Genomic DNA, 23,214 nt, shown 5'->3' with positions numbered 1-23,214 from the left:
GTCAAATCTGCGTCTATCTGCGTTCATCTGCGTCCTACTCCCGAACATCGTGAACGGTTACGGTTTTTTTCTTGGCGTTCTCCGCATCTTGGCGTGAGCAATCGGGTTTTGGCCCGTCCAGTCCAGATTACGGGTGCGCAGGTTACTGCGCCTTGCCGCGCACGGCTGACCAGTCAGGCACGGTGATGCCCTGGCCGTTGAAAACAAAGCCCGAAACGTACGGTCGCATCAGCACGTTGAGCGTCGGGTTGAAGAGCGGCAGCCAGCCCACTTCATCCACCGCGATTTGCTCGGCCTGGTTGTAGAGCGACATGCGCTTGGCGTCGTCCCCCACGATAACATCCGCTTCATCCACCAACTTGTCGAAGGCCGCATTCGACCAATGGCCGTTGTTGTTGCCCACGTCGGTGCGCAGCTGCTGCGAGATGAAGTTCTGCGGATCAGGGTAATCCGCGCCCCAGATGCTGAAGAACATCTGAATGCCCTGCTCAGGGTGTTGATAGGTGGTATTGAGGCGTTCGCTGAAAGTCGCCAGTTCGAGCGGTTCCAGGGTAACTTCGACGCCCAGGTTCTGCTTCCACTGTTCCTGCAGGAACGTCACCATGCGCTCATTGTCCCCTTCCACGCCGTAGGTGAAAGCGATGGGCGGCAAGCCTTTGCCATTGGCGAAACCTGCGTCCGCCAGCAGTTTCTTGGCCGCCGCGGGGTCGAAAGTCAACCCTTTGATGGGCAATTCAGAGCCGGGCAGGCCAGCCGGCAGGATGCGATCGGTTGGACGGACGCTGCCGTCCAGCACCTTGTTGGCGAGCGCCTGCTTATCCACTGCACGCGCAAAGGCCTGGCGCACCTTTACGTTGTCGAAGGGAGGCAGCTTGTTGTTGAAACCGACGAAGCGCACGGCAAACGAAGATGCCGTGCGAAAGTCCGGCAGGTCTTTGACCTCGGCCAGGCGCGCCGCGGGCACGCCGTTCTGCTGACTGCCCATGATGTCCAGACCATTGGTGCGATAGAGCTGGAAGGCGGTCTCGCTGTCCTGGAAGAAGGGCATCTGCAATTCCGTGACCTGAATAGGGCCATTCCAATAATAGGGATTTGGCTCCAGAACCAAGCCCTGGTTATGTTTCCACTCCTTGAGCCTGAACGGCCCGGTGCCGGTGGGGCTGTCAGTCCAATTGGCTGGATTCGCCATCACCTTGACCTTGGGCACAATGAAGCCGCCGGCAAAGGTCAATTGCTTGAGGAAATACGCGGACGGCTGCTTGATTTTGATCTCAACCGTCGAGGCATCCACCGCCCGCACGCCGGCCAGGGTTGTGCTGGCGCCGCTGGTGACATCATCAGAGCCGACGATATTGCTCAGATAGAATGGGCCGGTCCAGCCGCCGGTGGCAGGGTTGAGCGCACGCGTGAGTGAAAAGACGACGTCATCGGCCGTGACCGGCGTACCATCGCTGAAGGCCAGGCCGGGGCGCAGGGCAAAGGTGTAAGTCAGGCCATCGGGCGCCACCGTCCACTGGACGGCGCCGTCCGGCGTCACGTTCAATTCACCATCCAGGCGCACGAGGCCGGCGAAGATCATATTCACCGCCAGGATGCCTTGCGAATCGCTGGCCTTTGGCGGGTCAATCGAAGTCAATTCGTTGATGCCCTCGATAGACCAACGTAAGATCTGCGGCTTCATGCCTGCGCTGGGAGCCGGCGTTGGGGTCACGACCACTTCTTTCGTGACCTCCTTGACCACCTCAACCGTTTCTTTGACAACGACTGTTTCTTTTTCAATCACCGTGACCGGCGTCGGCGTCGCGCCGCAGGCGGCCAGGAGCAGCGCCAGCGCGGCTGTGCACAACACTACGATCCCAAATCGCCGCAACATAGAATGACTTCCTCCCTTGATGAGCAAAGACACAACTGGGGGCATGGCTTGGTATCGGTTCGCCGCTGGCGTGAAGATAGCCCTGTAGCGCAAGCTGCCGGATTGCAGCGCCCTGCGCCACGGGGGCAAGCCGGCGGCTTGCGCTACATCCACACCCGTGATAATCAAAGACACGGAGACCACAGCACCGGCGACGGCCTGTCATCTCCGTGTCTGAATCGCACACGCCAGGGGAAAGGACTTGTTAGCCTTTGACGAATTCGTCGAGCACGGCCTTACCGATGCGATACTGGGAGCCGATCTTGCGCGCCTTGAGATCGCCCGCTTCAATCAGCGCAATGACATCGGCTTCAGACACCTTGAGGTAGGCCGCAGCTTCGGCTGTGGTCATGATATCGGGCGTCGCCGGCGCCGCGGTTGGGGCGGCGGTTGCCGGCTGTTGGCCGGCCGCCATGGCCTGCGTGAGGGCCTGCGCCATCACGCCGCCCAGGCCCACACCTGCGCCGAGGCCGAGGCCTGCGCCAGCCAGACTGCCTTCGCCGCCGGCCTGCGCCGCATCGCCCAGCGCGCGCGCGGCCTTGAACTGCATGTAGGCTTGCATGTTGCCAATGGCGCCCATCGAAGCGCGCTCGTCAATCGCCTTCTGCGTGTCCTCGGTCGGGCTGACCGACTGAATGAACATCTGCTTGAGCGCGATGCCCACGGCAGCAAAGTCATCAGCCAGCTTGGCCTTGATCCCTGCGCTCAGCTCATCGAACATGGCAGGCAGGTCGAGGAAGCTGACGCCGGACGAGCCGAGCACATCGGTCATACGGCTGATGATGACCCCGCGTAGATAGGCGTCAATTTGCGCGGTCTGATACAGCCCCTGCGTGCCAACGATCTTGGTGACGAACAACTGCGGATCGCTAATCTGCATGGAGTAGTTGCCGAACGCGCGCAGGCGCACCATGCCGAGGTCCTTGTCACGCAGGGTAATGGGTTCGGGCGTGCCCCACTTCTGCTCCAAGAACTCGCGCATGTTGACAAAAAAGACTTCGGCGGTAAAGACATTCTTGCCGCTGGCAAAAATGCGCTCCAAGAGGTTCGTGATAAGCGGAATGTTGGCCGTGGTAATCGCGTGGCGGCCTGCGCCAAACGTATCCAGCGCCTTGCCGTCGCGGAAAAAGACGGCCGTCTGACTCTCGCGCACAATCACCTGCGAGCCGATCTGGAAATCGCCAGAGCCGGACGGCGGCACACGCACCACCATTTCAGTTGGCCCTTGATTGGGGGCCTCAATCACATCAATAATTCGTGCCATCTGTTCCTCCTGCGTATCTATGTGCTTGCCTGGAGAGGCAAACTCAGCTGTTCAGAATCGCCTCTTGGCGGTGTCCCCAAACCGTATTGAGCATGTCGAGGTGGTCGGTCAACGCGCCGGCTGCGTCGCCAATCCCTTCACGCGCCTTGACGGCGGCGGCCAACGCGTCCACCTGGGCCTGCAAAGCGCCTACCCGGTCCACCATCTGTTGGTCGAACTGCGCCAACGCCTCGAGTTGAGGCTCCTTGACCTTGACATCGTCGAAGAGCGGAGCATAGCCATAGCTGGCGGTCTTGATGCGATCCACCAGCGTCTGCAGCTTGTTGACTGCACGCTCTACGTCATCCACCCACTGCAACCCGCCAGCGCTCAACAGGTCAACCTGCAGCTTCTGCAGCCGCTTGCGCTGTTCGTCCAGGTCACGCGCCAACAACTCGCGCACGGTCTTGTCGGCTTCACGCCGCAGTTCCTTCTCCTTGTACCCCTTGATGCCGGGCAAACCGGCGAAAGTTCGCTCCAGCGCGCCCTGCGCCGCTTTTGCCTTTTCTATCAGATCCATCGTTTTGTCCTTTCTCGCTCATGCTATTGCGCAAGGAAAATCTCGCTGCCGCAGAACGGGCAGCTGATGACGCCCTTGCCGGTCAGTTCCAGTTGGCCGCCGCAGTTGGGGCATTTGCCCCCCTCGCGCATCTGCGACGCCTGTTTGGAATAAAGAATGCCATCGTTCCAGTTGACATAGCCGCTAAACAAGCCTTTGCCCACCAGGTCATAGATCCACGCCTTGACCTGCTCGGTGTTGGTGCCCATTTCCAAGACAATGTCTGAAATGGTCGCTTTGCCCCGCGTCATGACGATATTGAGAATCTTCTTTTGCTTCGCCACCTCTGCCATTTGCGTGGCCTCGGCGCGCCCGCGCACGAAGAGGTAGCCGCCAACGCCCACAAAGAGCAGGGCCGGCAGCGCACTGAAGGCAATCCCCAGCACCATGCCGCCCACATTGCCCCGCTCACCGGCGGACTGCACCGAAGTGATTGCTGTGGCGCTGCCAATCAGGCAGGCCAAAATTCCGATCACTATGAGAATGATGCCCACCACGCGGCCAGAACCAACCATGAAAGCCTCCTTTGAAAGCCGATAGATCTATTGAGCCAGCCTGCGTTCAAATCCCTGCAGCTGGCCCGCGTCTGCGATCAACCGAAGCCGCCGCCCCCACCGCCGCCGCCGCCGCCGCCCCCACCACCGCCGCCGCCGCCGCTCCAACCGCCGCCGCCGCTCCAACCGGAGCTGGACGAAGGCTGCGGCGCTGGCCGGCTGGTCAACGTGGCAGCCGAGGACGACAGCATGGTGCCCAGGCCTGCGCTCATGGAACTGAGACCGCCGCCGAGGCCGCGCGACATGTCGCTGAGCGTTGGCGCCGGGCGACCTTCGGCGCTGACATGGCCGCCGCCGGGCAGATTGACGGTGCTCCCGCCGGCGGTCGTTGACCCGCGTCCGTAGTAAGGGCCTGAACCGTAGCTTGGATAGGGCACCCACCAGGTCGGCGCAGGTGCATCCACCCGAGCAAACTTGTTGATCCAGGTCCGGTCAATGCCGAAAGCCACGGCAAAGGGCAGGTAGGACTCAAAAATCGCCTTGCTCTCTTCCAGGTTCGTATACTTCTCGATGTCCTGCAGATAGCGTTTGAACGCACGCCAGCGCGCCGCAGCCTCCGCGCCCTTGTCGGTCTTGCGCGGCATGAAGCGAGCAATGGACATGAAGAGCAGCGACGTGACGCCCAGGCCAAAGACAGGGAACCAGGCTGCCTCCGCCCGGTCAATGACCAAAGGCAGACCGCAGAAGCCCAGGATGCCTGTCAAGACGAGCAAGGCCAAACCCCCAGCGCCATAGGCATTGCGGGTCCGTTCCGGGCTGCGCTCGAAGAAGCCCTCGCGCACCACTTCGTCGTACAACTGTGACTTGATCTTAGGAATCGTCGTGTAGAATTTTTCTTTCAACTCGGAGAGCCGGCGCTCTGTCTTGCCTTGCGAGAACAGGCGGTCCACCAGCGTTCGTTCATATGGCCGCAGCGTGTCAGACTGTCCCACCAACGTATAGGTGAAGTCTTTGTCTTTCTCCTCGCGAATGGTCAACACCTTGCGCCGCGCCAGGTCAATCAGGGTTGCAATCACGTCCTGCAAGTCTGCGCTTTCATCCACCAACGTGCCCGCGATGCCGGGCGGCAATGCGGCATCGGGCGGTTCGGCCAGGTAATCGGTTGGCAGCGCCACCGGCAGATCACGCCCCCGCTGATACCACAGCAGGTAGACCAGCAGCGGCCCGCCGATCAAGATCAGCAGGCCCAACGCCAGCAGGCCGGTGTTGAGCAGCGGTCGCACCTGACGATCATACGCGGCCTGCGCCTCCGCGGCCGCCGCGTCCGCATCAGCCTGCGACTGCCAGGATGCGGGGCTGCCAGCCACCACGCCGTGCGTGAACTGCACGCGCACTTCGATCTGTTCGCCGGCATTGATCACTTCGCTCGATTCGAACTTCACGGTTTGGGCGTCGAGCTGCGTGGCCGTGCCGCGCACGCCGTAGTTGTCATAGGTGGCAATGGTGGCAGGCGCCGGCACGCGGACTGTGACCGTGGACGAGCGCACAGGAAAGCTGCGTTCAGGGCCAACGATGCTCCACCAGAACTGATCGCCGCCGTCGTAGTAGCGCAGAGCGCCGTCTACCACATAGGTCAGGGTGTAGACATGGCGACTATCAGAAACCGACGTGGGAAAGAACCACTTTATGACAAAATCGCCACTGGCGTTGGACGTCACCACAAAGGTGCCCGGCGTCTCGCCGCTGGATGCCCGGCGCAACGCCTGGCCGTCAGCCGTGACCTGCACATTGGTAATATCGCGCAGGCGATCGGTTTTGATATTGCGTGTGCCAAAACGAAACGAGCCGGATGTAAACACAATCTCCTGAGTTTCGGTTACAGCAAACGAACCGTCCGTGTTAATGGCTACATCGGCATCCCATCGCTGCCAGTAGAGCTGCTTGCTCTCCTGTGCAAACAAGGGCGCCGCCGTCGCCAACAGAATGAGAAGCAGCAAAACGGCTGCTGCTCTGAATGTGCTGGAACGCATGAACCCTCCATCCTAGCTGCGGTATCTCGACTTATCTCGACTATGGTAGACCGCCCGCACAACGGGGCGGCGACAGATGACGCTGCAGATCAGCCAGATTATAACGCAAATGTTGGAATTTTCCCAACGCACTTCGTCCAGAAAATGGCTAACGCACAACCAGGGTCGTGACCGTGCTCTTCTGCACCAGCCGCTCGCACAGATCGTCGAGCAGCAGGCGGTTGACGCCTGACGCCGCGTTCGCACCGAGCACCAGCAGGTCGGTCCCTTCCGTCTCCAATGTCCCCAGCACACGCTCCTCGACCAGGCCCTCGCGCAGCAGCAGTTGGTCAAAAACCCCAACCCGCTGCAGCATGTCAACGGCTTCCTGCAACACGGCGCGCGACTCTGGCTCGATCGCCAGCAATTCATCGGAGGTGTGGTGACCTTCTTCTGCGGTCAGACCTTGGAAGAAGAGCGGCAATTGGGAAACGACGTGCAGCAGCGTGGCCCTGGCGCCCAGAGCCTGCGCCCACTGCGCTGCGATTTCGACCATCTCCAGGCTTTGGCGCGTGCCGCCCACGCTGACCAGCATGCGGCGGATTTCGGTCAACGGCGCGCGCGCCACCAGCACGGAGGTGTTGCTTTGGCGCACCACTTGGGCCACGCGTGAACCGTGCAGTAACCGGCTCAGGCCGCGGCGGCCGGCCGGCGCCAACAGAACCAGATCATACGTATGCGCAGCTAATTCGGCCAGAATGGCTTCCTCCGCCGTCCCCGGCTGTGAGACTTCGCGCAAATCGCCCGCCGTGGCCGCCGTCAACTGCTCGCGCGCGGCGGTCAACCAGGCGGGATCTGCATCCGCGCCCGCATCGGGAATCATGAGGGTCAGCTGGGTGTCAAAATGGCGGATGAGCGTCAACGCCACGTGCAGCGCCCACTGACTATTATTCGAACCATCTACATACAACAAGATTTGCATTCTCGACTGCCTAACTCCACCGTAGGGAGGACTTGCTCAGACCAACAACAAAATCAGGGGGACGACAAAAATGACCGCCAAAAAGACGCCGAGGCGCCGATTGTCGCGCATGATCCATTCCAGGCACCACTCGACGCCGCGGCGGTAGCCGTTGTAGTTGATGACCAGAACCAGGAGGGACAACAGGGCGACGCTCGTCATTTCGGTAAAGACAATCGTAAAGGCGCGCGGCGTGTTGAGCAGCAGCGCCGCAAACAGCGTGTCAATGAACGTCGTGATATTAGCCCCCATCACATAGGGCATCAGGTTTTCACGCCGGACGTAGCCCCGCACAGACAAAGGCACCAGGATGGTCAACGACACCGAGACCGAAAGCGTCACTGCGGTGACGGCCATGCCGATGACGAACATCACCCACGGCCGATAGACCAGGTCAGACACGCGCTGGAAACTGCCGCTCTCCGATGAAATCTCCGGCAGCGCCCGGTCGAAGATGTTGAATGCCGTGAGCAGGATCAGCAGTCCAGCGACAAACACAAGCCAGCCAGGGAGCAGCGCCGCCAGCCGGTGCACAATGGGGTCATAGACGATGTCAATGAACGAGGCCAACACCGTGGGCGCCCCAAAACGCACGTTGTCGAACCAGCCATTGGTCAGAATGAGATACCCCATCCCCATGGCGGGCAGGTAGATCGTCGCCGTGGTCAGCAGGGCCAGCACCCCAATCGAAATGCTGGCGACGCGCTGCCGTCCGCGCAAGTACGACACGAAACCAACCAACAATACGATGAACGATGCGCCAAGTCGCGAGCCGGTAATCATGGCAAAAGACTGGACATCGGAAATCAGGTGTTGGCTGTACAACGTGAGGGACACCGCGGCTACGGGCGAGCCGCTCAAGACCATGTAGGCCATGAGCCAACCCATGCCCAACGTGTTGGTCATCGAGTCAACCGCCAACGTTTTGAACAGCGGCTGCAGTTCACGCGCCCCGCTCTTGAGGAGTTCCAGCGCGAGGATGAAAACCGCCACACCAGCCACAGCAATCAGGACTTTCTTGATTCGATTGAGCAAAGGCGTCCGTCCTTATTCTTGGGTCGCGTGGCCGTAGAACACAAGCAGGGTGCTGCCGTACGTGCGTTCATCAAGCCGGGCCAGGGAACTCAACGATAGGGAATGATCTTCCTTCGGGTGAATCTGGACAATGACCTGTCCTTCAGCCGCCAACAGCGTGGGATGTGCATCCATGAGCAGGAGGGCTTTTTGCCACAGCTGCCGATACTGCGGCGGCGCGATATAGACCAGATCGAACGGCCCCGCGTCCGTGCGCTGCAGAAAGGCAAAAGCATCGCCAGCGACGACGCGCGCCTGATCAGCCAAGCCCGTGAGCGCCAGGTTTTTGTGCAAAATGGCGAGCGCGCGGCGGTCCTTCTCGCAAAAAACGGCCTCAGCTGCCCCTCGGCTCAGCGCCTCGATGCCCACGGCGCCCGTGCCGCCGAACAGATCCAGAAAACGGCAGTCTTCGATGGCGCCCTGCGCGGCGAGAATGGAGAACAATGCCTCTTTGACCCGATCAGTGATCGGCCGCGTCGAGTCGCCAGGTACACCGAACAAGATTCGACCTTTGGCCGAGCCAGTAATCACACGCATGGCTGATTGTTCACCGCTGCCGAAGATTTGTCACGCAGACTGGTAACGCGACTGAAATGTAACACATGCTGACAGCTTTGGCAACTAATAGACACCCGAAACAGTTTTGCCAACTCGCCGAAGCTGGTCGTGGAAGATCATATCGACGTAGGACTTGGCAACTAATAGACACCCGAAACAGTTTTGCCAACCGCTGCGTTTTTAGGTACACTTGAGACAGCCCTGTCCCCTCAGATCCCGGACGCGTCGTACACGTGATCGCTCTTTACCCTGGAGGTTCCATGCACTGGTTGCGCTTGCGCTGCGTCTCCCCTATGATTCGCGGTCTGCTGGTTATTGGGCTGGCTGCTGCAGCCTTGCTGTTGGCATTGCCGCCTGCGCAGGCCGCCATCCCTGAAGACGAGATGCTCGTCAACGGCGATTTCGAGGCTTTTCACGCCGGCTGGGTTGAGCCAGGCGTCCAGGTTATCTTTCATGCCAGCAGCCTGCCGGTCGGCATCACACCCTACAGCGGCGACTATGCGGCCTACTTCGAGCCGCACACGGCCGTCGAACTCTTTCAGAACGTCGCCATTCCTGCGGACATCACTTTTGCCAAGATTCATCTCTGGTATTGGTCCCGCTGGAGTGAACATCCCGCCGAGCGTTTTCTGGCTGTCCAACTGCTCGATCCGGTGGGCGGCACGCATTACGTGGACGCGCTGCTGATTGACGCGTATCCGCCAACCAATGCCTGGCAGCCGCTCACGTATGTGCTGACGCCCGCTGATCTGGCCGCTATTCGCGGCCGAACGGTGCGCGTGAAGCTGCGCGCGGACGGCTCAAACTACCGCGCGAACTTCCTGGTGGACAATGTCAGCCTGGAAGTGAGCAGCGGCCTGGTGCGTCGCATCTACCTCCCCACGACGCCCCGGCGCGCCGGCAGCGGCCAATGAGCGATCTTGTCAACCGTCCCTTCCCCGCCGGTTTTCTGTGGGGGACCGCCACCGCCGCACACCAGGTTGAGGGCGATAACCGCAACAACCAGTGGTGGGCGTGGGAGCAGACGCCCGGCCACATCTATCAGAATCAACGTTCCGGGCTGGCCTGCAATTGGTGGGCGCCGGGCGGCGCGGAGGCCGATTTCGACCGCGCGCAGGCGCTGGGGCAAAATGCGCACCGGCTGTCGGTCGAGTGGAGCCGCCTGGAGCCGAGCGAAGGCGTGTTCGACGCCGCGGCCTTTCGCCGCTACCGTGGGATGCTGAGCGCGTTACGTGACCGCGGCCTGACGCCGATGGTGACGCTGCACCATTTCACCAATCCGCTCTGGTTCGAGGCGCAGGGCGCGTGGCTCAACCCGCGCAGCGTGGGGCTGTTCCAGCGTTTTGTCGAGCGGGTGGCTGGCGAGTTGGGCGACCTGGTTGGCCTGTGGTGCACCATCAACGAGCCGAACATCCATGCCGCGCTCAGCTATTTGCTGGGCGAGCATCCGCCAGGTCTGCACAGCATCGTGGCGCCGTTTCGCGTCATGCGCAACCTGCTGCTGGCGCACGCGGCCGCGTATCGGGCCATTCATCGCCTCGACGGCCGCGCGCAGGTGGGGCTGGTGCTGCATTTCCGGCCCTTTGTGCCGGCCACAGCCAGCGCGCGGCTCGATCAATGGGCCGCGGCGGTGCAGAACTATCTCTTCAGCGACTGCCTGCTGGTCGCAGTGGGCGATGGCGTCCTGCGGCCGCCCCTGGGCTACGGTCAAACCGTCGGCTCCCTGATTGACTCCAGCGATTTCATCGGCGTCAACTTCTACACACGGGAGTTGATGCGCTTTGATTTGCGCGCAGCGGGCAATCTCTTCGGGCGCCGCTTCTTCGCGCCGTCTGGTGAAACCAGCGATGTGACCAGGAGCGGTCTGCCCTACAGCGAATGTGTGCCAGACAGCCTGGAAGAACTGCTGCTGCGTTTGGCGACCATGGGCAAGCCCATTTTCATTACCGAATGCGGCCTGCCCGACGCCGACGACGATCAGCGGCCGCGCTTCCTCATCACCCACCTGGCGGCCGTGCAGCGGGCCATTCAAGCGGGCGCGCCTGTCAAGGGCTTCTTTCACTGGACGCTGGTGGATAACTTCGAATGGGCGGAAGGCTGGCAGCTGCGCTTTGGCTTGATCGAACTCGATCCGGCGACGCAGGCGCGGCGCGTGCGCGCCAGCGCGCAAACGTATGCGGACATCTGTCGCGCCAACGCCATCACGCCCGCCGTGGTGCAGCGCGACGCGCCCGAGGTGCTCAAGCAAGCGTTCAGTGGGTCGTAGCGGTTGGCAACAGAATAGGCGCCAGTCAATCCCATACAGGGGTGACTGACGCCTGTTCTTGATGACCTGAAAGAAGCCGTTGCCAAGGCCTGTGTCTGAGGATGCGGGCCTCCTCAATCATGTTAGGCCGGGAGCGCCTCATAGCCGAGCCGCTTGGCCGCGGCAATGATCGCGGCCTCGTTCACGCGGCGATCGTCGAACTCCACTTCCATGATCTGCTTGTGATAACTGGCATTGACGCGGCTAACGCCGGCCAGTTCATCCTCCAGTCCTTCGAGCGTCATCGCGCAGCCGCTGCAGCGCATGTTGGGGACCCAGAAAACCTTCTTCACCATCGCATCTCTCCTGGCCGGTTGCAAAGCAGCCTATTCAAAGCGAATCTGCCCGGTGTACATGCCCATGGAGCAGGTATAGCGCAGCACGCTGCCGGCTTTTTGCGGCGGCAGGTTGATGCTCGTTACGCCAGACTCGGGTAACAGGCGCTCGATGTGCAGGGCAGGAATCACAAACGCCTGCGCGCAACTGTAGGTCTTGTCCGTCACAAGATCAAGGCGCACCGGCTGCCCGGCCTTGGCCCGCGTCGACGCTGGATAGTAGCCGTCGTTGAGCGCGCGCACGGTGATCGAATTACCGGCGTCTGCCTGTCCCGTTTCAGGGCTGGCGGCCTCGTTGGCGCCGCACGAGGTCAGTTTCGGGTCGCAGTCAATCTTGCTCAAATCGGTTGTGACGCCAGCCTTCGCCGACGTGGTCACAGAGGGCAGCAGGGCGTTCGCCAAACTCGTGAAAGAGACAGGCGAGCCGAGCAGGTTCAGGCCCGAATTGACCGACACCAGCCCGAGCACGAGCACCGCCAGCGCGGCGACCTTGAGAACACGCGCTTCCAACACACCGCCCAGGCGAGTCGCCAGGTAGGCCAATGTGAAAAAGACCGGGCTGGCGCCAAGGGTGAAGGCGGCCATGATGGCTGCGCCGGTCAGTGGGCTTCCGCTGCCAATCGCCAGCGCCATCATCGCCTGGGTCACGCCGCAGGGAATCAGCACCGTGAGCAGGCCCAGGAACAGCGGGGTAATCACCTCGTTGCTGCTGTTCTTGGCTGTGCGGCGAATGAAGCGAGTCAACGCACGCGGCGGCTCGAAGACGAAGTAGCGGAAGATGGGATGCACCTCGAACATGCGCAAGGCGTTGCCCACCATGTAGACCCCGATAGCGAGCTGCAGAATGCCGCGCACTGTCGGCGTCAATTGCAGCACCGAGCCGAGCAGCCCCAAGAGCGCGCCGAGGAGCGTGTAAGCCACCAGTTTGGCGCCGAGGAAAAGGGCAATCGGCCGCGCCACGTGCTTGGGCCGCGCCGGCGTGATCGGCGCGGCCTGCGCTGGCGCCGGGCGCCGTTTCTTGCCTTTGGGCATGGCCGGCGGCTTGGCGACCAGCGCGGTCTGGACATCCTCTTCCACCTGGCGCGCGATCGAACTGGCGAGCAGGCCGCCCTGCACCGCCAGGCAGCTCAAGCCGCCGGTGGTCAACCCGGTGACGAAAACAACCACAAGATCAGTCATTGGACTCCTACCGGACAGGGGCTTGGTGATAGCAGATGAAATATAGCCTGCCGCGGCTGATGATAACAGTCAGCGCCCTTCCTGTCACGCGCCACATGGCGTATTCAGGGATTCAAATATGAACGGTTCTTTGACCACAAGGAACACAAGGAACACAAGGAACACAAGGAACACAAGGAACACAAGGAACACAAGGAACACAAGGAACACATAGATTCCGCCAGTGCACAATCCTTCTGCCGTTTCTTTGTGTTCACCCTCCCCCACATGTGCTCCTTGTGGTTGAATGGGCGCTACAGCTGGAATTATTGTGGCGTATGGTGGCCCAGGTTCGCTATCGCTGCGCTGCAGCCAGATTTCAGCCGGTGGGCTGCTTCTCGGCGCACACGTACCAGTTGTGCGGCATGTCGGGCGCCAGCGTGGGGATGATCGGCAGATGCCAGCGGCCGTGATTGGCATCCGGCGCGCCGGCCTGGCTCAGGGTGGCGTTCCAGCCGCGCGCGGCCATGAAGCCGACCGGATCAGCCAGCGCGCCGATCCAGGGCGCACCGGCCGCGGCCTGCATCTCAACCCAGGCCCGTGTCCAGGGTGAGGTGAGCACGGCCGGATTGATGATGTCGAAGCCGAGCCAACTGCCGGGCGCAGCCAGGTTGGACACGGCATCGAGGATTGACGTGATGCGGTCGTTGGAAAGGTAAAAGAGAAATCCCTCCAACAGCCAGGCCGAGGGTTGACCGGCGTCAAAACCTGCTTGCAGCAACACCTCCTGCCAGGGATCGCTGAGGTTTGCCCCCAGGCATTGCAGCGTGCAGTTCGGCGCCGCGCCGGCGTCGTGCAGAATGCGTTCCTTGTGTGCGATCACTACGGGTTGATCCAGCTCAAAGAACCGCGTCTGCGCCGGCCACGCCAGTCGAAACGCGCGCGTATCCAGGCCCGCGGCCAACAGTACGATCTGTCGTATCCCATGCTCGGTCGTGACCCGCTGCAGGAAATCATCGAAAAAGCGCGTGCGCAAGACAATAGGCAGCACACTGTCCGCCGTCCGGCCGGCCATCCACGCCGCGCCCTCAGCGCCGGCCAGCGCCGCCGCCCAGGGGTCGTCGAACAGGCGGTCCTCGCGTGCACTCTCCAGCGCGCGCACGCTCGCCGTCCAGCGAGCGGTCGCGCCGAGCAGTTGGTCAGATGTGGGTATTGTTGACATGTCTGTTTCTCCTAAGCGCCGCTTGATTTCTGGGCGCATTATAGCACAGGGATCCGGAAAACAAGGAGTAGTTCATCATCTCCCCACTGCCTTGCGCCAACCGCGCAGCGATAGTACAATCAAGAAGGATGATGGCGAAGCGTCAAGGCTATTCTGGCCAGGGCGGATTACAGGCTGCCCAGCAAGGAGAGACATTCATGCCTGCCGATACGTATCGAAGCTATAGGCATCTAGCGGCCATAGAGCGTGAAAACCGGGACTATGTGATCACAGCCTTACGCCGCAACGCGCCCATCGCAATCCTTGCACCACACGGCGGCGGTATTGAGCCCGGGACGTCGGAACTGGCTCGCGCGATCGCAGGTGAGGATTACTCGCTCTATCTGTTTGAGGCGCGCAAATCAGCGGGAAATGGCGCGCTGCATATTACCAGCACCCACTTCGATGAGCCCCGGTGCCTGGAGATCCTGCGCCATGCAGTCACGGCCGTAACGATTCACGGTGTAGATGATGTTGATCCCATCGTGCATCTGGGAGGGCTAGATCAATCGCTCATCCGTCGCCTGGCGGCAGAACTCAAATCGGCAGGTTTCGTCACCTCCCAGACGGACAATCCGGCCATCGCCGGCAGATTCGACAGCAACATCTGCAACCGAGGAACTTCCGGTCTTGGTTGTCAATTGGAGATCAGTCGCGGCCTGCGGCTCGCCATGTTTCGCGGCTTGGGCCGCGACGATCGCCGCTACTGCACGCCGGAGTTCGACCGTTTCGTCGGAGCCGTGCATGCAGCGTTATGTTTTCCGGCGGAACGGCCTGATGCCCTGCAGTTTTCTCTGGAAACGTAAGACTAACTGAGAACTCATGACCATCAACTCTCTGTTCATAATCGCTTTTCTGGTACTTGCTCTCTTTGTGTTTGCTTTTGTTATCTTCGGATCTGTTTATCTGATCTGGATCAGTCCAGCAGCGCAACGCCGCATTCATCTGCATCGGCGAGCTGCCCACGATTATGACACTGCGCGAGGAACACAGCATCTCAAATTGCTGCGGCATGCGCTCGACGCGAACCTGCAGAAGCATCGCGTGTACCAGGTAGAACTTGACGCCGTTAGTAAAGACAAGAGTAAGGTCGAAGCCAAAACAATGGAGGAATGGCGACATGCCCTCATAGAACACCTCCTGAAGACACGACTGCAGGAAATCCGCGGCATTGGTCCGGCGCTTTCCGGTATACTCTACGCGTATGCTCATGGACAAGGGAATCTGACATCTCTGCGCTTAGCTTCCAAGAACATTCAAGGCATTGGACCGTCACGCCAGGCCGATATTGACGCGTGGGTAGCTCGCTACGAAGCGGCCATACCCACGCTTGTCGCCAGCGACTTTCCAGGGAAACAAGAAATCCAAGCTAGATATAACGGACGCCTTTCCGCTCTCAGCGCTGAAATCGATAGGTTGGAAACCAAGAAAAAAACCGTAGTGGCTGAGATCGAACAAATTCGCGTGGCGATTGCTCCGCTCAGCAAGGTAAATAGGCATAGTGTTCTCCAAGCTCTTCAGGGCACGTACACGATGCCAGATGAGGTTGAGCACTACCTACGCGGTGCTTTTCCAGAGTGGGAGTCTGTCCCTGATTGGTTTGCAGATCTAACCAAAGAGGTGGTAACATAAATATGGCTGATTTTTGGTCGCGAATGTTCCGCCGCATACAGATGCTTCCCATCCAACTCAGCTTCACGTTGGACATGGATGCCGAAGGGCGCCATGTTGTGCACGTACGAAAAATGACCGATAACGGCGTTGAGAACATCACCGACGTACGACCGTTATTGCGCTATGGCTACCAGGAAGAATCTCCAGACGGCCGGAAAATCTATGTGGTCAGTGGCGCCGACTGGCACATACTTCAATCAGTCAAGAGCCTAAATCCCGAGTACGCGACTGACGGCGCTCTTGTATTTGACGTGCTACCGCCAGTGCTTAGCTATTTGCGACAGAAAACAAATGTCAATGAGGCACCAGTGTCACAGCAAGTGGCGATTGAAGCCAAGCCGTTACAGCCCGCCATGATTGTTGACTTTGATCCCGAGCGTGGCGCTACCGTCAAGACTGGTTACCGTGATGGTGACAGTGCAGAACTGATTGCTCCGACGCAACTGAAGGTAACCCAAGATGGTAAATGGGCGCGTTTCGGCAATCGCTTCGTACCCTTGCCAAAAGCGTTGACTGCCGATTACGAAGAAATGCTGAGACGTGGCAATTGGCAAATACAGCTAAACGATGTTCCTGAATTCTTTCTCCGTGACCTGGTGCTTTACCAGAGCAAATTCAACGCTGTGCTTACCGATCTCGCCGCCCAAGTGCGGGTTGTACGAGAACCGCTGCAGCCCGTTTTCCATGTAGATCGGGACATGCCCGGATGGTTCAGTTTTCGCGTGGAATACCAAATGGATGGCCACGCCGTTCCCCAAAGCGAGGTTACCAAAGTCGGCGACCAGCACTATTTTCGTTTGACCCCGACCACCTGGGTGAAAATGAGCACTAAAGAAGCCAGAGAGGTTCAGAAGCAATGCGAGCAATTAGGCGCATTGCCCACACCCGAAGGCTATCGTCTGCCTGTGCATGCCTTTGCCAGCTTAGAAGAATTCATCAAGGAAGCCGGCGGAAACGTGGTGATCAGCACAGCCTTCCAGGAATTCCTGAATCAGTTGATGGATTTCAGACCTGATGATGCCTTTGTTCTATCTTCTGCCGGAGAGAATGACCTGCAGCGTTCCGGCGTGACTCTTCGCCATTACCAGCGGGGGGGCATCCAATGGTTGGATTGGCTATCAAAAAACGGATTGCATGGCGTGTTGGCAGACGACATGGGGCTCGGCAAGACGTTGCAGACTATTGCGACCATGCGTCTGGCTTATGAGAGAACCTTATCGCAACAACACAGTTTGGTTATCACTCCTAAGTCAGTGCTTTACCACTGGGAACGCGAGATCTACCGTTGCTTCCCCGCTATGCCAACACATGTCTATCACGGCCCGGGCCGACGGCGTGACTTACTCTTTTCCGCAAAGCCGATCACATTCATCACCACTTATGCCACCGTGGCTAACGACGTCGAGACGTTCACCAAGATTCCACTCTTCTACTTGGTGCTTGATGAGGCCACCCACATCAAAAATCCTTCTGCCATCCGCACAAACGCCGTCAAGGCGCTCAATGCGGCGCATCGCCTGGCGCTGAGTGGAACCCCAGTCGAAAACCGTCCATCTGAGTTGTGGTCAATTTTTGATTTCCTCATGCGCGGCCACCTGGGCCGCCAGGGCACCTTCCAAAGCGCGTTTGAGATTCCTATCATGAACGGCGACTCAACAGCCGCCAATCGCCTGGGGCGTCGCATCAAGCCGTTTATGCTGAGGCGTCTCAAAGAAGCCGTCGCCCAGGATTTGCCGGAAAAGATAGAGAATGAAGAATGGTGTGAATTAACTGAGGAGCAGCGTCAGCTCTACGACACGATGCAGGAACGGGCCATGCAACTAACAGCATTACTGAAATCTGGTGAAGGGGTGAACTACACAACCAGCATTCTGCCCGTTCTGACCCACATGCTGCAAGTTTGCGACCATCCAGCGATCATCAACCACATAGAAAAACCTCTGAACGGGCGTTCAGAAAAGTTCGATTGGGCAGTGGAAAAGATCGAAGAAATCCTGGCTGGAAACGAGCAGGTGGTGGTTTTCAGTCGGTTTCTGGGCATGTTGTCGCTGTTCGAAAACGCACTTACGGCACAGAAGGTTCGGTACATTCGCATTGATGGCAGCACCGACAACCGCCAGGCTCTAATTGATCTATTCAACGCTGGCCAAGCACAGGTTGCCTTGTGCAGTACCCTTGCCGCCGGTCATGGTATCAATCTGACAGCAGCAAATCACGTCATTCACGCCGATCGCTGGTGGAACCCCGCCGTCGAAGACCAAAGTACGGATCGTGTGCATCGAATCGGCCAACACCGCACTGTTCATGTGCATCGTATCATCGTCAAAGGCACACTGGAGGAGCGACTTGACAAGCTGCTTGGCAAGAAGCGGGACATGGCAGGTCGCATCATTGACGCAGCGGGCGGCCCGATGGGAGGTTGGACGCGCGAGGAGCTTATTGAGCTCCTGAGACCACTGGACTGATCATTCACGATCAAGCGTGGTGCGATGTATTGAGGAGACCGCTAGAGTTGAACCATCAGCGGTACGTGGAGGATGTTTTTGGCAAATGAAACCTGGGCCACTTGGCAATGAAAAACAGGGCCAGCAAGGTCACCCCGTTTTCAGCTTGGCAATCAAAATCAGGGCCGTTTGGCAATGAAAATCAAGGCCATTTGGCAATGTAAAACAGGGCCACCCGTGATTTTGGAAACCCAAAAAGCGGGGAGGGTGGGATGACAACAGGCGTAGGGCTGGCCCTGCTTCCTTCGTCCGTCGCCATCGCAGCTTCAGGATTAGCGCCGTTCCTGGCTACCCCGTCAATGGCCGGTTTGGGAATCCGGCCTGCTGTTGGCCGGATTCCCAAACCGGTTCATCTCGACCATTGACGGGGTGGCGGACGGTGCTAGACTGGGGGCTAGATGGCGACGGCGAGCAGGAGGCAGCCCTGCTTTCTGAGTCCTGAGCCAGAGCGACAAGGGGGTGAAAAGTGAATGAAGTTGTTGTGTCAAACCTCCTGATGGATCTGTATGGCGAGAGAATCATGGTTGGGACGGTGATACAGAGCTGGTGACATGCTGCATGCGCTGACGAAAGCGATATGACTCACCAAGAAATTCCAGGATGTGGGCCCGATGGGTGAGCCGATCGAGGAGTGCGCTGGTCAGTCGTTCATTGCCGAAGACCTGTGTCCAGTCGGCAAAGTGCAGGTTGGTGGTGACAATGAGCGCCACTTTTTCATGCAAGGCGGAACAGAATTGGAAAATCAACTGGGCGCCGATGTCAGAAAAGGGAATGAAGCCTAACTCGTCCAGGACGATCAGGTGGCATTTCTTGGCTGCGGTTAGGAACTTGGCCAAGCGATGCTGATCCTGAGCTTCAATCAGTTCATTAACCAGGCCGGCGGCGTTGTAGAAGCGAACCTTGTATCCCTGGCGACATGCGGTGAGCGCAAGTGCCGAGGCAACGTGTGTCTTCCCTAAGCCCGGATTGCCCACGAGCAGAATGGGTTCGGCCTGGCGGATGTAGTGTCCCTGAGCTAAGGCGAGCACCTGCTGCTTGTTCAGTTGGGGGACGCAACTGAAATCGAAATCGGCCAGTTCTTTCAGCACAGGAAAGCGTGCTTCCTTGATGCGCATGATTTCACGTTTACGTTCGCGTTCGTTCACTTCCTGTTCGGCCAGGGCGAGGAGGAAGCGATCGTAACTGAGGTTGTTACGGGCGCCATCCTCAGCAAATGGGCGATAATTGCGCACGAAGGTGGGGAGATGCAACTGTTTGAGGTAGCTTTCCAAAAGCAAGAGCGATTCCATCACTTCCCTCCGGACAGCAACTGGTTGTAATGTTGCAAGTTCACGGGTTGGGTGCCGATCTCCCGTAAGCCGGACTGCTCGGTCAATTCGAGCGTGGGGGGTGGCGTATCTGGATGCAGTATCTGGTGCAGGCATAACTTCACTCCCTCGACATGGACACAGTTGTGGAGCAAGGCCTGGCTTACCGCCTGTTCGATCAGGTCGGCCGGATGATCCCGATGCAGTTGCAGGATCTGAACAAATTCGCGTATCCCGCGACCCTCGGGCCACTGCTGTTGCATCTTGTTCAGGAGTTGCTCGTACGCCGCCGGCCATGTCGCCCGCCACTGGCGTAAGGGTTTGGCGTGCTCGAAGGCGCCGGGACGTTGCACCAGCAGGGGCAGATAGTGCAGGGGATCGAAAATGTCCTGCTCGCGTGCGTAAGAGCGGGCATGGTTGGCAATCACTTTGTCGTGATGCATGATCTCGATCCGAAATGGATACGCTCTGACCACCAGTTTGCGCTGTGCCTGGTCCACGGGCACCGAGTAGCGATTGGTTTCGAAAATCACCTGGCTGTACGGGGTCAGTGTCACCGGCGCCGTCACACAGCACGCATAGTCTCGCACGGGCAGTGGGCGCAGATGGGTTCGCTCCTGCTCCCACGCCTCGCCGATCGTGGTTGGCTCGCCTTTCACCTGGCGCAGGTCGTTGGTGCGGCACTTGTCCAGCAAATAGGCGTTCAGTTCGCTGAACGAGGCCACGTGGGGGATGGGAACCAGAAAGTTGCGCCGACTAAACCCGACGTTATGTTCGACACCTCCCTTTTCGTGGCCCTGCGCAGGGGTGCAGAAGTGACTCTCGAAGAGATAATGGCTGCGAAACGCCACAAACGTACGCTGCTCGATGCGACGATGCCCTTGCAGAATCTCAAACACGGCCGTTTTGAGATTGTCGTAGCTGACTCGGTGCGGTACGCCGCCAAAGAATCGGAAAGCCTGCACATGACCGTCCAAGAAACTCTCTTGCTTTTGCGTCGGATAAGCGCACACGAACAGCCGGTGGGAAAAGTTGAGCCACATCAGGAACAACTGTACGACCATCCGTACGCCAGCCATGATGACCGTCGCATCTCCCCAGTCCACTTGAGCTTCGCGACCCGGATCGAACGCCAGCGGCAGGTAAACCGCCGGCTTCCGCTGTGCCTCACGGCATTGCGCTACGTAGTGACGCACGCCCGAATCGCTCCCCCGGTAGCCTTGCTCGTGGACCATTTCATAAATCTTCTGTCCCGTGTACCGCTGCTTACGCGGCAGTCCTTCATTCTCGGCCAGAAGTTCATCAATCTTTGCCTTGTAAGGCCCCAGCACCGGATCCGCTCGTTGAACTGCCCGCTGGTACGGCTCCGGCTCGGCCAGGTCCAGCGCTTTCGCAATGGTGTCGCGCCCGTGTTTCAGTTCGCGAGCAATCTCACGAATGCTCTTGTGTTGATTGAAATAGGCATCCCGAATCTGGGCATAATCTTCCACCGTCTTCATCCTTCCCTCCGCTACCATGGTCTCGTCGGCTTTTCGCCTCCCCCTTATGATAGCGGAATTTCTCTGGTGGCCCAGATTTCGACTGCCATTTCTCAGCCAGGTGGCCTTACTTTATATTACCAAAAACAAAGGGCAGCTGAATTCACTGTATCACAGCATCATGCATAGTGACCTTACTCTGGTTGATGACCATTGAGACTGCGCCCGAGTGCAGAATGATGGACTAGTCCGTCGCCGCACCATATGGCTGGTCGGACATGACGTTGGGGTATGGGTTGTATGAGGGCGAGTGGGCGTATCAGGCCGCCCATGTCTACGCCGAACGCTACCATCCGGCGCATGGCACAGGCTTGCTGCGTGAGTCGGCGTCGTTCCTGGCGGATATCGTGCGTTTTTGGGGTGAATACGATGGCTGATGCGTTGGTGTCTCCTTCTCCCCTGCAACTGCGCGTCGAACTGGAAGCCATGGTCCGCCGCGACCTCCTCGGCGCGGCCGGCGGGCCGGACGAGGAGATGACCAACCGCGTTAGCGACCGCTACATCGTCGGCATAGTCGCGTCGCGCGGGCAGTTTGACACCTGCTGGTCTTTCCTGTAAACTGATCGTAGTCCAATTGGGCTACAGGAGGTTACTTACCATGGAATTCGTGACGATCCGTGACCTGCGGCTGAAGCCCGGCGAGGTGTGGGACAAGCTGCGCCAGCAGCGCGAGATCATCCTCACCTCTAACGGCCGGCCAGTGGCGGTCATCGCCGGGGTAGGGGAGAACGACGTGGAAGAGACGGTGGCCGCGCTGCGCCGGGCGCGGGCCCAGGCCGCCGTTTCGCGTCTGCGCCGGGCCGCGGCCGCGAGTGGGGCGAACAAGCTGTCAGCCGCCGAGATCGAGGCCGAGATCGCCCAGGTCCGCCGTGAGCGCCGGGCCGCGGCGGCCGAAGAGTAGCCCGAATGTTGGTCGTGTTGGACACCAACATCCTGGTCTCCGCGCTGCTCTCCCCTTTCGGCCCGCCGGCGCGCGTGTTCGACATGGTCCTGAACGGCGACATCCGGGCAGCCTACGATGATCGCCTGATGGCCGAATACCGCGAGGTGCTGGCGCGGCCAAAGTTCAACTTTGCACCGGAAGACGTGGCGGTCGTGCTGGAGTACCTGGAGGCTGACGGCGAACAAGTCACGGCCCGGCCGCTGTCGTGCAAACTGCCGGACCCCGATGATCTGCCGTTCCTGGAAGTGGCAACGCAAGCCGAGGCAGTGCTCATTACCGGCAACACCGCGCACTACCCGGAAGCAATACGCGGTGAGGTTCAGGTGGTTGCGCCAGGGGAATTCGTCAGGGCATGGCGAAAGTAGTGAGCATCATGCCGCCAAGGCCATCTGGCGCGTGGTCAACACATCGGTCGGCGACAGCCGGCGCACCTAGGTGTTTCTCCCCAATGCGCGACGATCGTGTGAATGTCCTCCACCCCGATACCCGGCGGCGGTGTGTATTCAGGACACACGGTGGCGGTCGGCGTCGCTGTCGGGGTGAAAGTCGGCAGGGGTGTCGGCCTCTAGGGGTGATGGTTGGCGTTGACGTCGGGAGCGACTGCTAGCGAACAGACCACCGATGACTGATGCCTACCGCCGAGTCGTCAGCCAGGCTCAACCCCATCTACTAACCCCCTCGCTGATCCACCCGTGCAGCAGCGCTGGGCGGTTACCCTCCGTGGTGCGATGCCCAGCGCGGTAAGCCTGGTACACGTAATCCAGGTTCTCTGCCCGGTAATGAACCTCGACTACCTGAATCGGAATTTCGTCATTGCTGTCATGCGGCCCGGTCACCACTGCGTCGAAGGCGATCTGTTTGCCGGACACTGAGACCTTGTCGCCTGGGCGTAGTGCTTTGAATTCAGAATCGGTCATGATGCGTCACCGTTACCCCTGCTTCCACTGGTGTTTCCACTGGTCGAAGACCTCGTCGGCGATCTGTTTGATTTCCTTGTATGTGCAAATTACTTGTACACCCGCCCCACGGTCCGATAACGCGTCGAACCGCAGCGCGGGCATTCGCGGCCGCCGTTGCTGCCAGGGCAGCGATGGCAAAACTCCGTGCGACAGCTGTCGCACTGGTAGACATCCATGTGCGAAGCGAGCCATGCGGTGGGCTTGCTTCCGCAATTCGGACAACTATGATAATCGGCCATAACCCCTCCTGAACCTGATGGCATGAACCAACGGTAGGACGTCATCGCTGATTCCGTGCCC

General features: G+C 59.5%; 23 protein-coding genes. 9 read left to right on the top strand and 14 right to left on the bottom strand.

From position 1 onward, the window contains the following. Positions 1-142: 142 nt before the first annotated feature. From ACPQ6D_RS07390 to rsmD, 8 genes are all read right to left on the bottom strand, one after another. Complete coding sequence (locus ACPQ6D_RS07390; protein ID WP_423223664.1) at positions 143-1,873, bottom strand: peptide ABC transporter substrate-binding protein; 1,731 nt, start codon at positions 1,871-1,873, stop codon at positions 143-145. 244 nt (positions 1,874-2,117) lie between these two features. Next, positions 2,118-3,176, bottom strand: coding sequence for an SPFH domain-containing protein (locus tag ACPQ6D_RS07385; RefSeq protein ID WP_423223663.1), 1,059 nt, complete (start codon positions 3,174-3,176; stop codon positions 2,118-2,120). A 43-nt stretch (positions 3,177-3,219) separates the two neighbouring features. Then, positions 3,220-3,735: a hypothetical protein gene (locus tag ACPQ6D_RS07380; RefSeq protein ID WP_423223662.1), complete on the bottom strand. Its 516-nt coding sequence runs from the start codon at positions 3,733-3,735 to the stop codon at positions 3,220-3,222. A gap of 23 nt (positions 3,736-3,758) precedes the next feature. Next, on the bottom strand, positions 3,759-4,289 hold the full coding sequence (locus ACPQ6D_RS07375; RefSeq protein WP_423223661.1) for a TFIIB-type zinc ribbon-containing protein: 531 nt from the start codon (positions 4,287-4,289) through the stop codon (positions 3,759-3,761). A 77-nt stretch (positions 4,290-4,366) separates the two neighbouring features. Then, entirely contained in the window at positions 4,367-6,298 is a 1,932-nt protein-coding gene (locus ACPQ6D_RS07370) for a DUF2207 family protein (RefSeq protein ID WP_423223660.1), read from the bottom strand. 148 nt (positions 6,299-6,446) lie between these two features. Next, the gene (locus ACPQ6D_RS07365) at positions 6,447-7,259 is read right to left on the bottom strand and encodes a universal stress protein (RefSeq protein WP_423223659.1); all 813 of its coding nucleotides are present in this window, start codon (positions 7,257-7,259) and stop codon (positions 6,447-6,449) included. Positions 7,260-7,295: 36 nt separating this feature from the next. Further along, positions 7,296-8,333: a hypothetical protein gene (locus ACPQ6D_RS07360; protein WP_423223658.1), complete on the bottom strand. Its 1,038-nt coding sequence runs from the start codon at positions 8,331-8,333 to the stop codon at positions 7,296-7,298. Positions 8,334-8,345: 12 nt separating this feature from the next. After that, positions 8,346-8,909, bottom strand: a complete 564-nt coding sequence (gene rsmD, locus ACPQ6D_RS07355; RefSeq protein WP_423223657.1) for a 16S rRNA (guanine(966)-N(2))-methyltransferase RsmD — start codon at positions 8,907-8,909, stop codon at positions 8,346-8,348. Positions 8,910-9,190: 281 nt separating this feature from the next. Here rsmD and ACPQ6D_RS07350 point away from each other — a divergent pair, with 281 nt between their 5' ends. Both ACPQ6D_RS07350 and ACPQ6D_RS07345 read left to right on the top strand, forming a co-directional pair. Continuing rightward, positions 9,191-9,844: a hypothetical protein gene (locus ACPQ6D_RS07350; RefSeq protein ID WP_423223656.1), complete on the top strand. Its 654-nt coding sequence runs from the start codon at positions 9,191-9,193 to the stop codon at positions 9,842-9,844. Continuing rightward, positions 9,841-11,196 (top strand): glycoside hydrolase family 1 protein, encoded by a 1,356-nt coding sequence (locus ACPQ6D_RS07345; protein ID WP_423223655.1) that lies wholly within the window; start codon positions 9,841-9,843, stop codon positions 11,194-11,196. The genes ACPQ6D_RS07350 and ACPQ6D_RS07345 overlap by 4 nt, the downstream gene beginning before the upstream one ends. A 122-nt stretch (positions 11,197-11,318) precedes the next feature. Here ACPQ6D_RS07345 and ACPQ6D_RS07340 read toward each other — a convergent pair whose 3' ends face one another. The 3 genes from ACPQ6D_RS07340 to ACPQ6D_RS07330 all read right to left on the bottom strand — a co-directional run bounded on the left by ACPQ6D_RS07340 (position 11,319) and on the right by ACPQ6D_RS07330 (position 13,950). Further along, the gene (locus ACPQ6D_RS07340) at positions 11,319-11,531 is read right to left on the bottom strand and encodes a heavy-metal-associated domain-containing protein (RefSeq protein WP_423223654.1); all 213 of its coding nucleotides are present in this window, start codon (positions 11,529-11,531) and stop codon (positions 11,319-11,321) included. A 30-nt stretch (positions 11,532-11,561) separates the two neighbouring features. After that, positions 11,562-12,749 (bottom strand): sulfite exporter TauE/SafE family protein, encoded by a 1,188-nt coding sequence (locus ACPQ6D_RS07335; RefSeq protein WP_423223653.1) that lies wholly within the window; start codon positions 12,747-12,749, stop codon positions 11,562-11,564. Positions 12,750-13,107: 358 nt separating this feature from the next. Next, the gene (locus ACPQ6D_RS07330) at positions 13,108-13,950 is read right to left on the bottom strand and encodes an SAM-dependent methyltransferase (RefSeq protein WP_423223652.1); all 843 of its coding nucleotides are present in this window, start codon (positions 13,948-13,950) and stop codon (positions 13,108-13,110) included. A 197-nt stretch (positions 13,951-14,147) separates the two neighbouring features. On the opposite strand from ACPQ6D_RS07330, the gene ACPQ6D_RS07325 reads away from it, so the two are divergent. The 3 genes from ACPQ6D_RS07325 to ACPQ6D_RS07315 are packed head-to-tail and all read left to right on the top strand — an operon-like array spanning position 14,148 to position 18,128. After that, on the top strand, positions 14,148-14,795 hold the full coding sequence (locus ACPQ6D_RS07325; protein WP_423223651.1) for a poly-gamma-glutamate hydrolase family protein: 648 nt from the start codon (positions 14,148-14,150) through the stop codon (positions 14,793-14,795). Between the two features lie 16 nt (positions 14,796-14,811). After that, the gene (locus ACPQ6D_RS07320) at positions 14,812-15,621 is read left to right on the top strand and encodes a hypothetical protein (protein WP_423223650.1); all 810 of its coding nucleotides are present in this window, start codon (positions 14,812-14,814) and stop codon (positions 15,619-15,621) included. Between the two features lie 2 nt (positions 15,622-15,623). After that, positions 15,624-18,128: a DEAD/DEAH box helicase gene (locus ACPQ6D_RS07315; RefSeq protein ID WP_423223649.1), complete on the top strand. Its 2,505-nt coding sequence runs from the start codon at positions 15,624-15,626 to the stop codon at positions 18,126-18,128. A gap of 557 nt (positions 18,129-18,685) precedes the next feature. On the opposite strand, the gene istB is transcribed toward ACPQ6D_RS07315, so the two are convergent. Beyond that, entirely contained in the window at positions 18,686-19,456 is a 771-nt protein-coding gene (istB, locus tag ACPQ6D_RS07310) for an IS21-like element helper ATPase IstB (RefSeq protein ID WP_423222872.1), read from the bottom strand. Next, complete coding sequence (gene istA / locus ACPQ6D_RS07305) at positions 19,456-20,973, bottom strand: IS21 family transposase (RefSeq protein ID WP_423222873.1); 1,518 nt, start codon at positions 20,971-20,973, stop codon at positions 19,456-19,458. The genes istB and istA overlap by 1 nt, the downstream gene beginning before the upstream one ends. Before the next feature lie 257 nt (positions 20,974-21,230). Between istA and ACPQ6D_RS07300 the strand changes: the two genes are divergently transcribed. From ACPQ6D_RS07300 to ACPQ6D_RS07285, 4 genes are read left to right on the top strand one after another with little or no spacing between them, the layout of a single operon-like run. Beyond that, positions 21,231-21,389, top strand: coding sequence for a hypothetical protein (locus ACPQ6D_RS07300; RefSeq protein ID WP_423223648.1), 159 nt, complete (start codon positions 21,231-21,233; stop codon positions 21,387-21,389). Further along, complete coding sequence (locus ACPQ6D_RS07295; protein WP_423223647.1) at positions 21,382-21,570, top strand: hypothetical protein; 189 nt, start codon at positions 21,382-21,384, stop codon at positions 21,568-21,570. Before ACPQ6D_RS07300 ends, ACPQ6D_RS07295 begins: the two co-directional genes overlap by 8 nt. Positions 21,571-21,610: 40 nt before the next feature. Then, entirely contained in the window at positions 21,611-21,913 is a 303-nt protein-coding gene (locus tag ACPQ6D_RS07290; protein WP_423223646.1) for a type II toxin-antitoxin system Phd/YefM family antitoxin, read from the top strand. 5 nt (positions 21,914-21,918) lie between these two features. Beyond that, entirely contained in the window at positions 21,919-22,320 is a 402-nt protein-coding gene (locus tag ACPQ6D_RS07285) for a putative toxin-antitoxin system toxin component, PIN family (protein ID WP_423223645.1), read from the top strand. Between the two features lie 291 nt (positions 22,321-22,611). Here the strand turns inward: ACPQ6D_RS07285 and ACPQ6D_RS07280 are convergent, their stop codons facing one another. Continuing rightward, the gene (locus tag ACPQ6D_RS07280) at positions 22,612-22,872 is read right to left on the bottom strand and encodes a hypothetical protein (RefSeq protein WP_423223644.1); all 261 of its coding nucleotides are present in this window, start codon (positions 22,870-22,872) and stop codon (positions 22,612-22,614) included. Between the last annotated feature and the right edge of the window lie 342 nt (positions 22,873-23,214).

The organism is Candidatus Amarolinea aalborgensis (assembly GCF_900491745.1).
GTDB classification, from domain to species: Bacteria; Chloroflexota; Anaerolineae; order SSC4; family Amarolineaceae; genus Amarolinea; species Amarolinea aalborgensis.
Note: the sequence above shows the minus strand (reverse complement) of the source record. Positions and strands in the feature narration are given on the sequence as shown.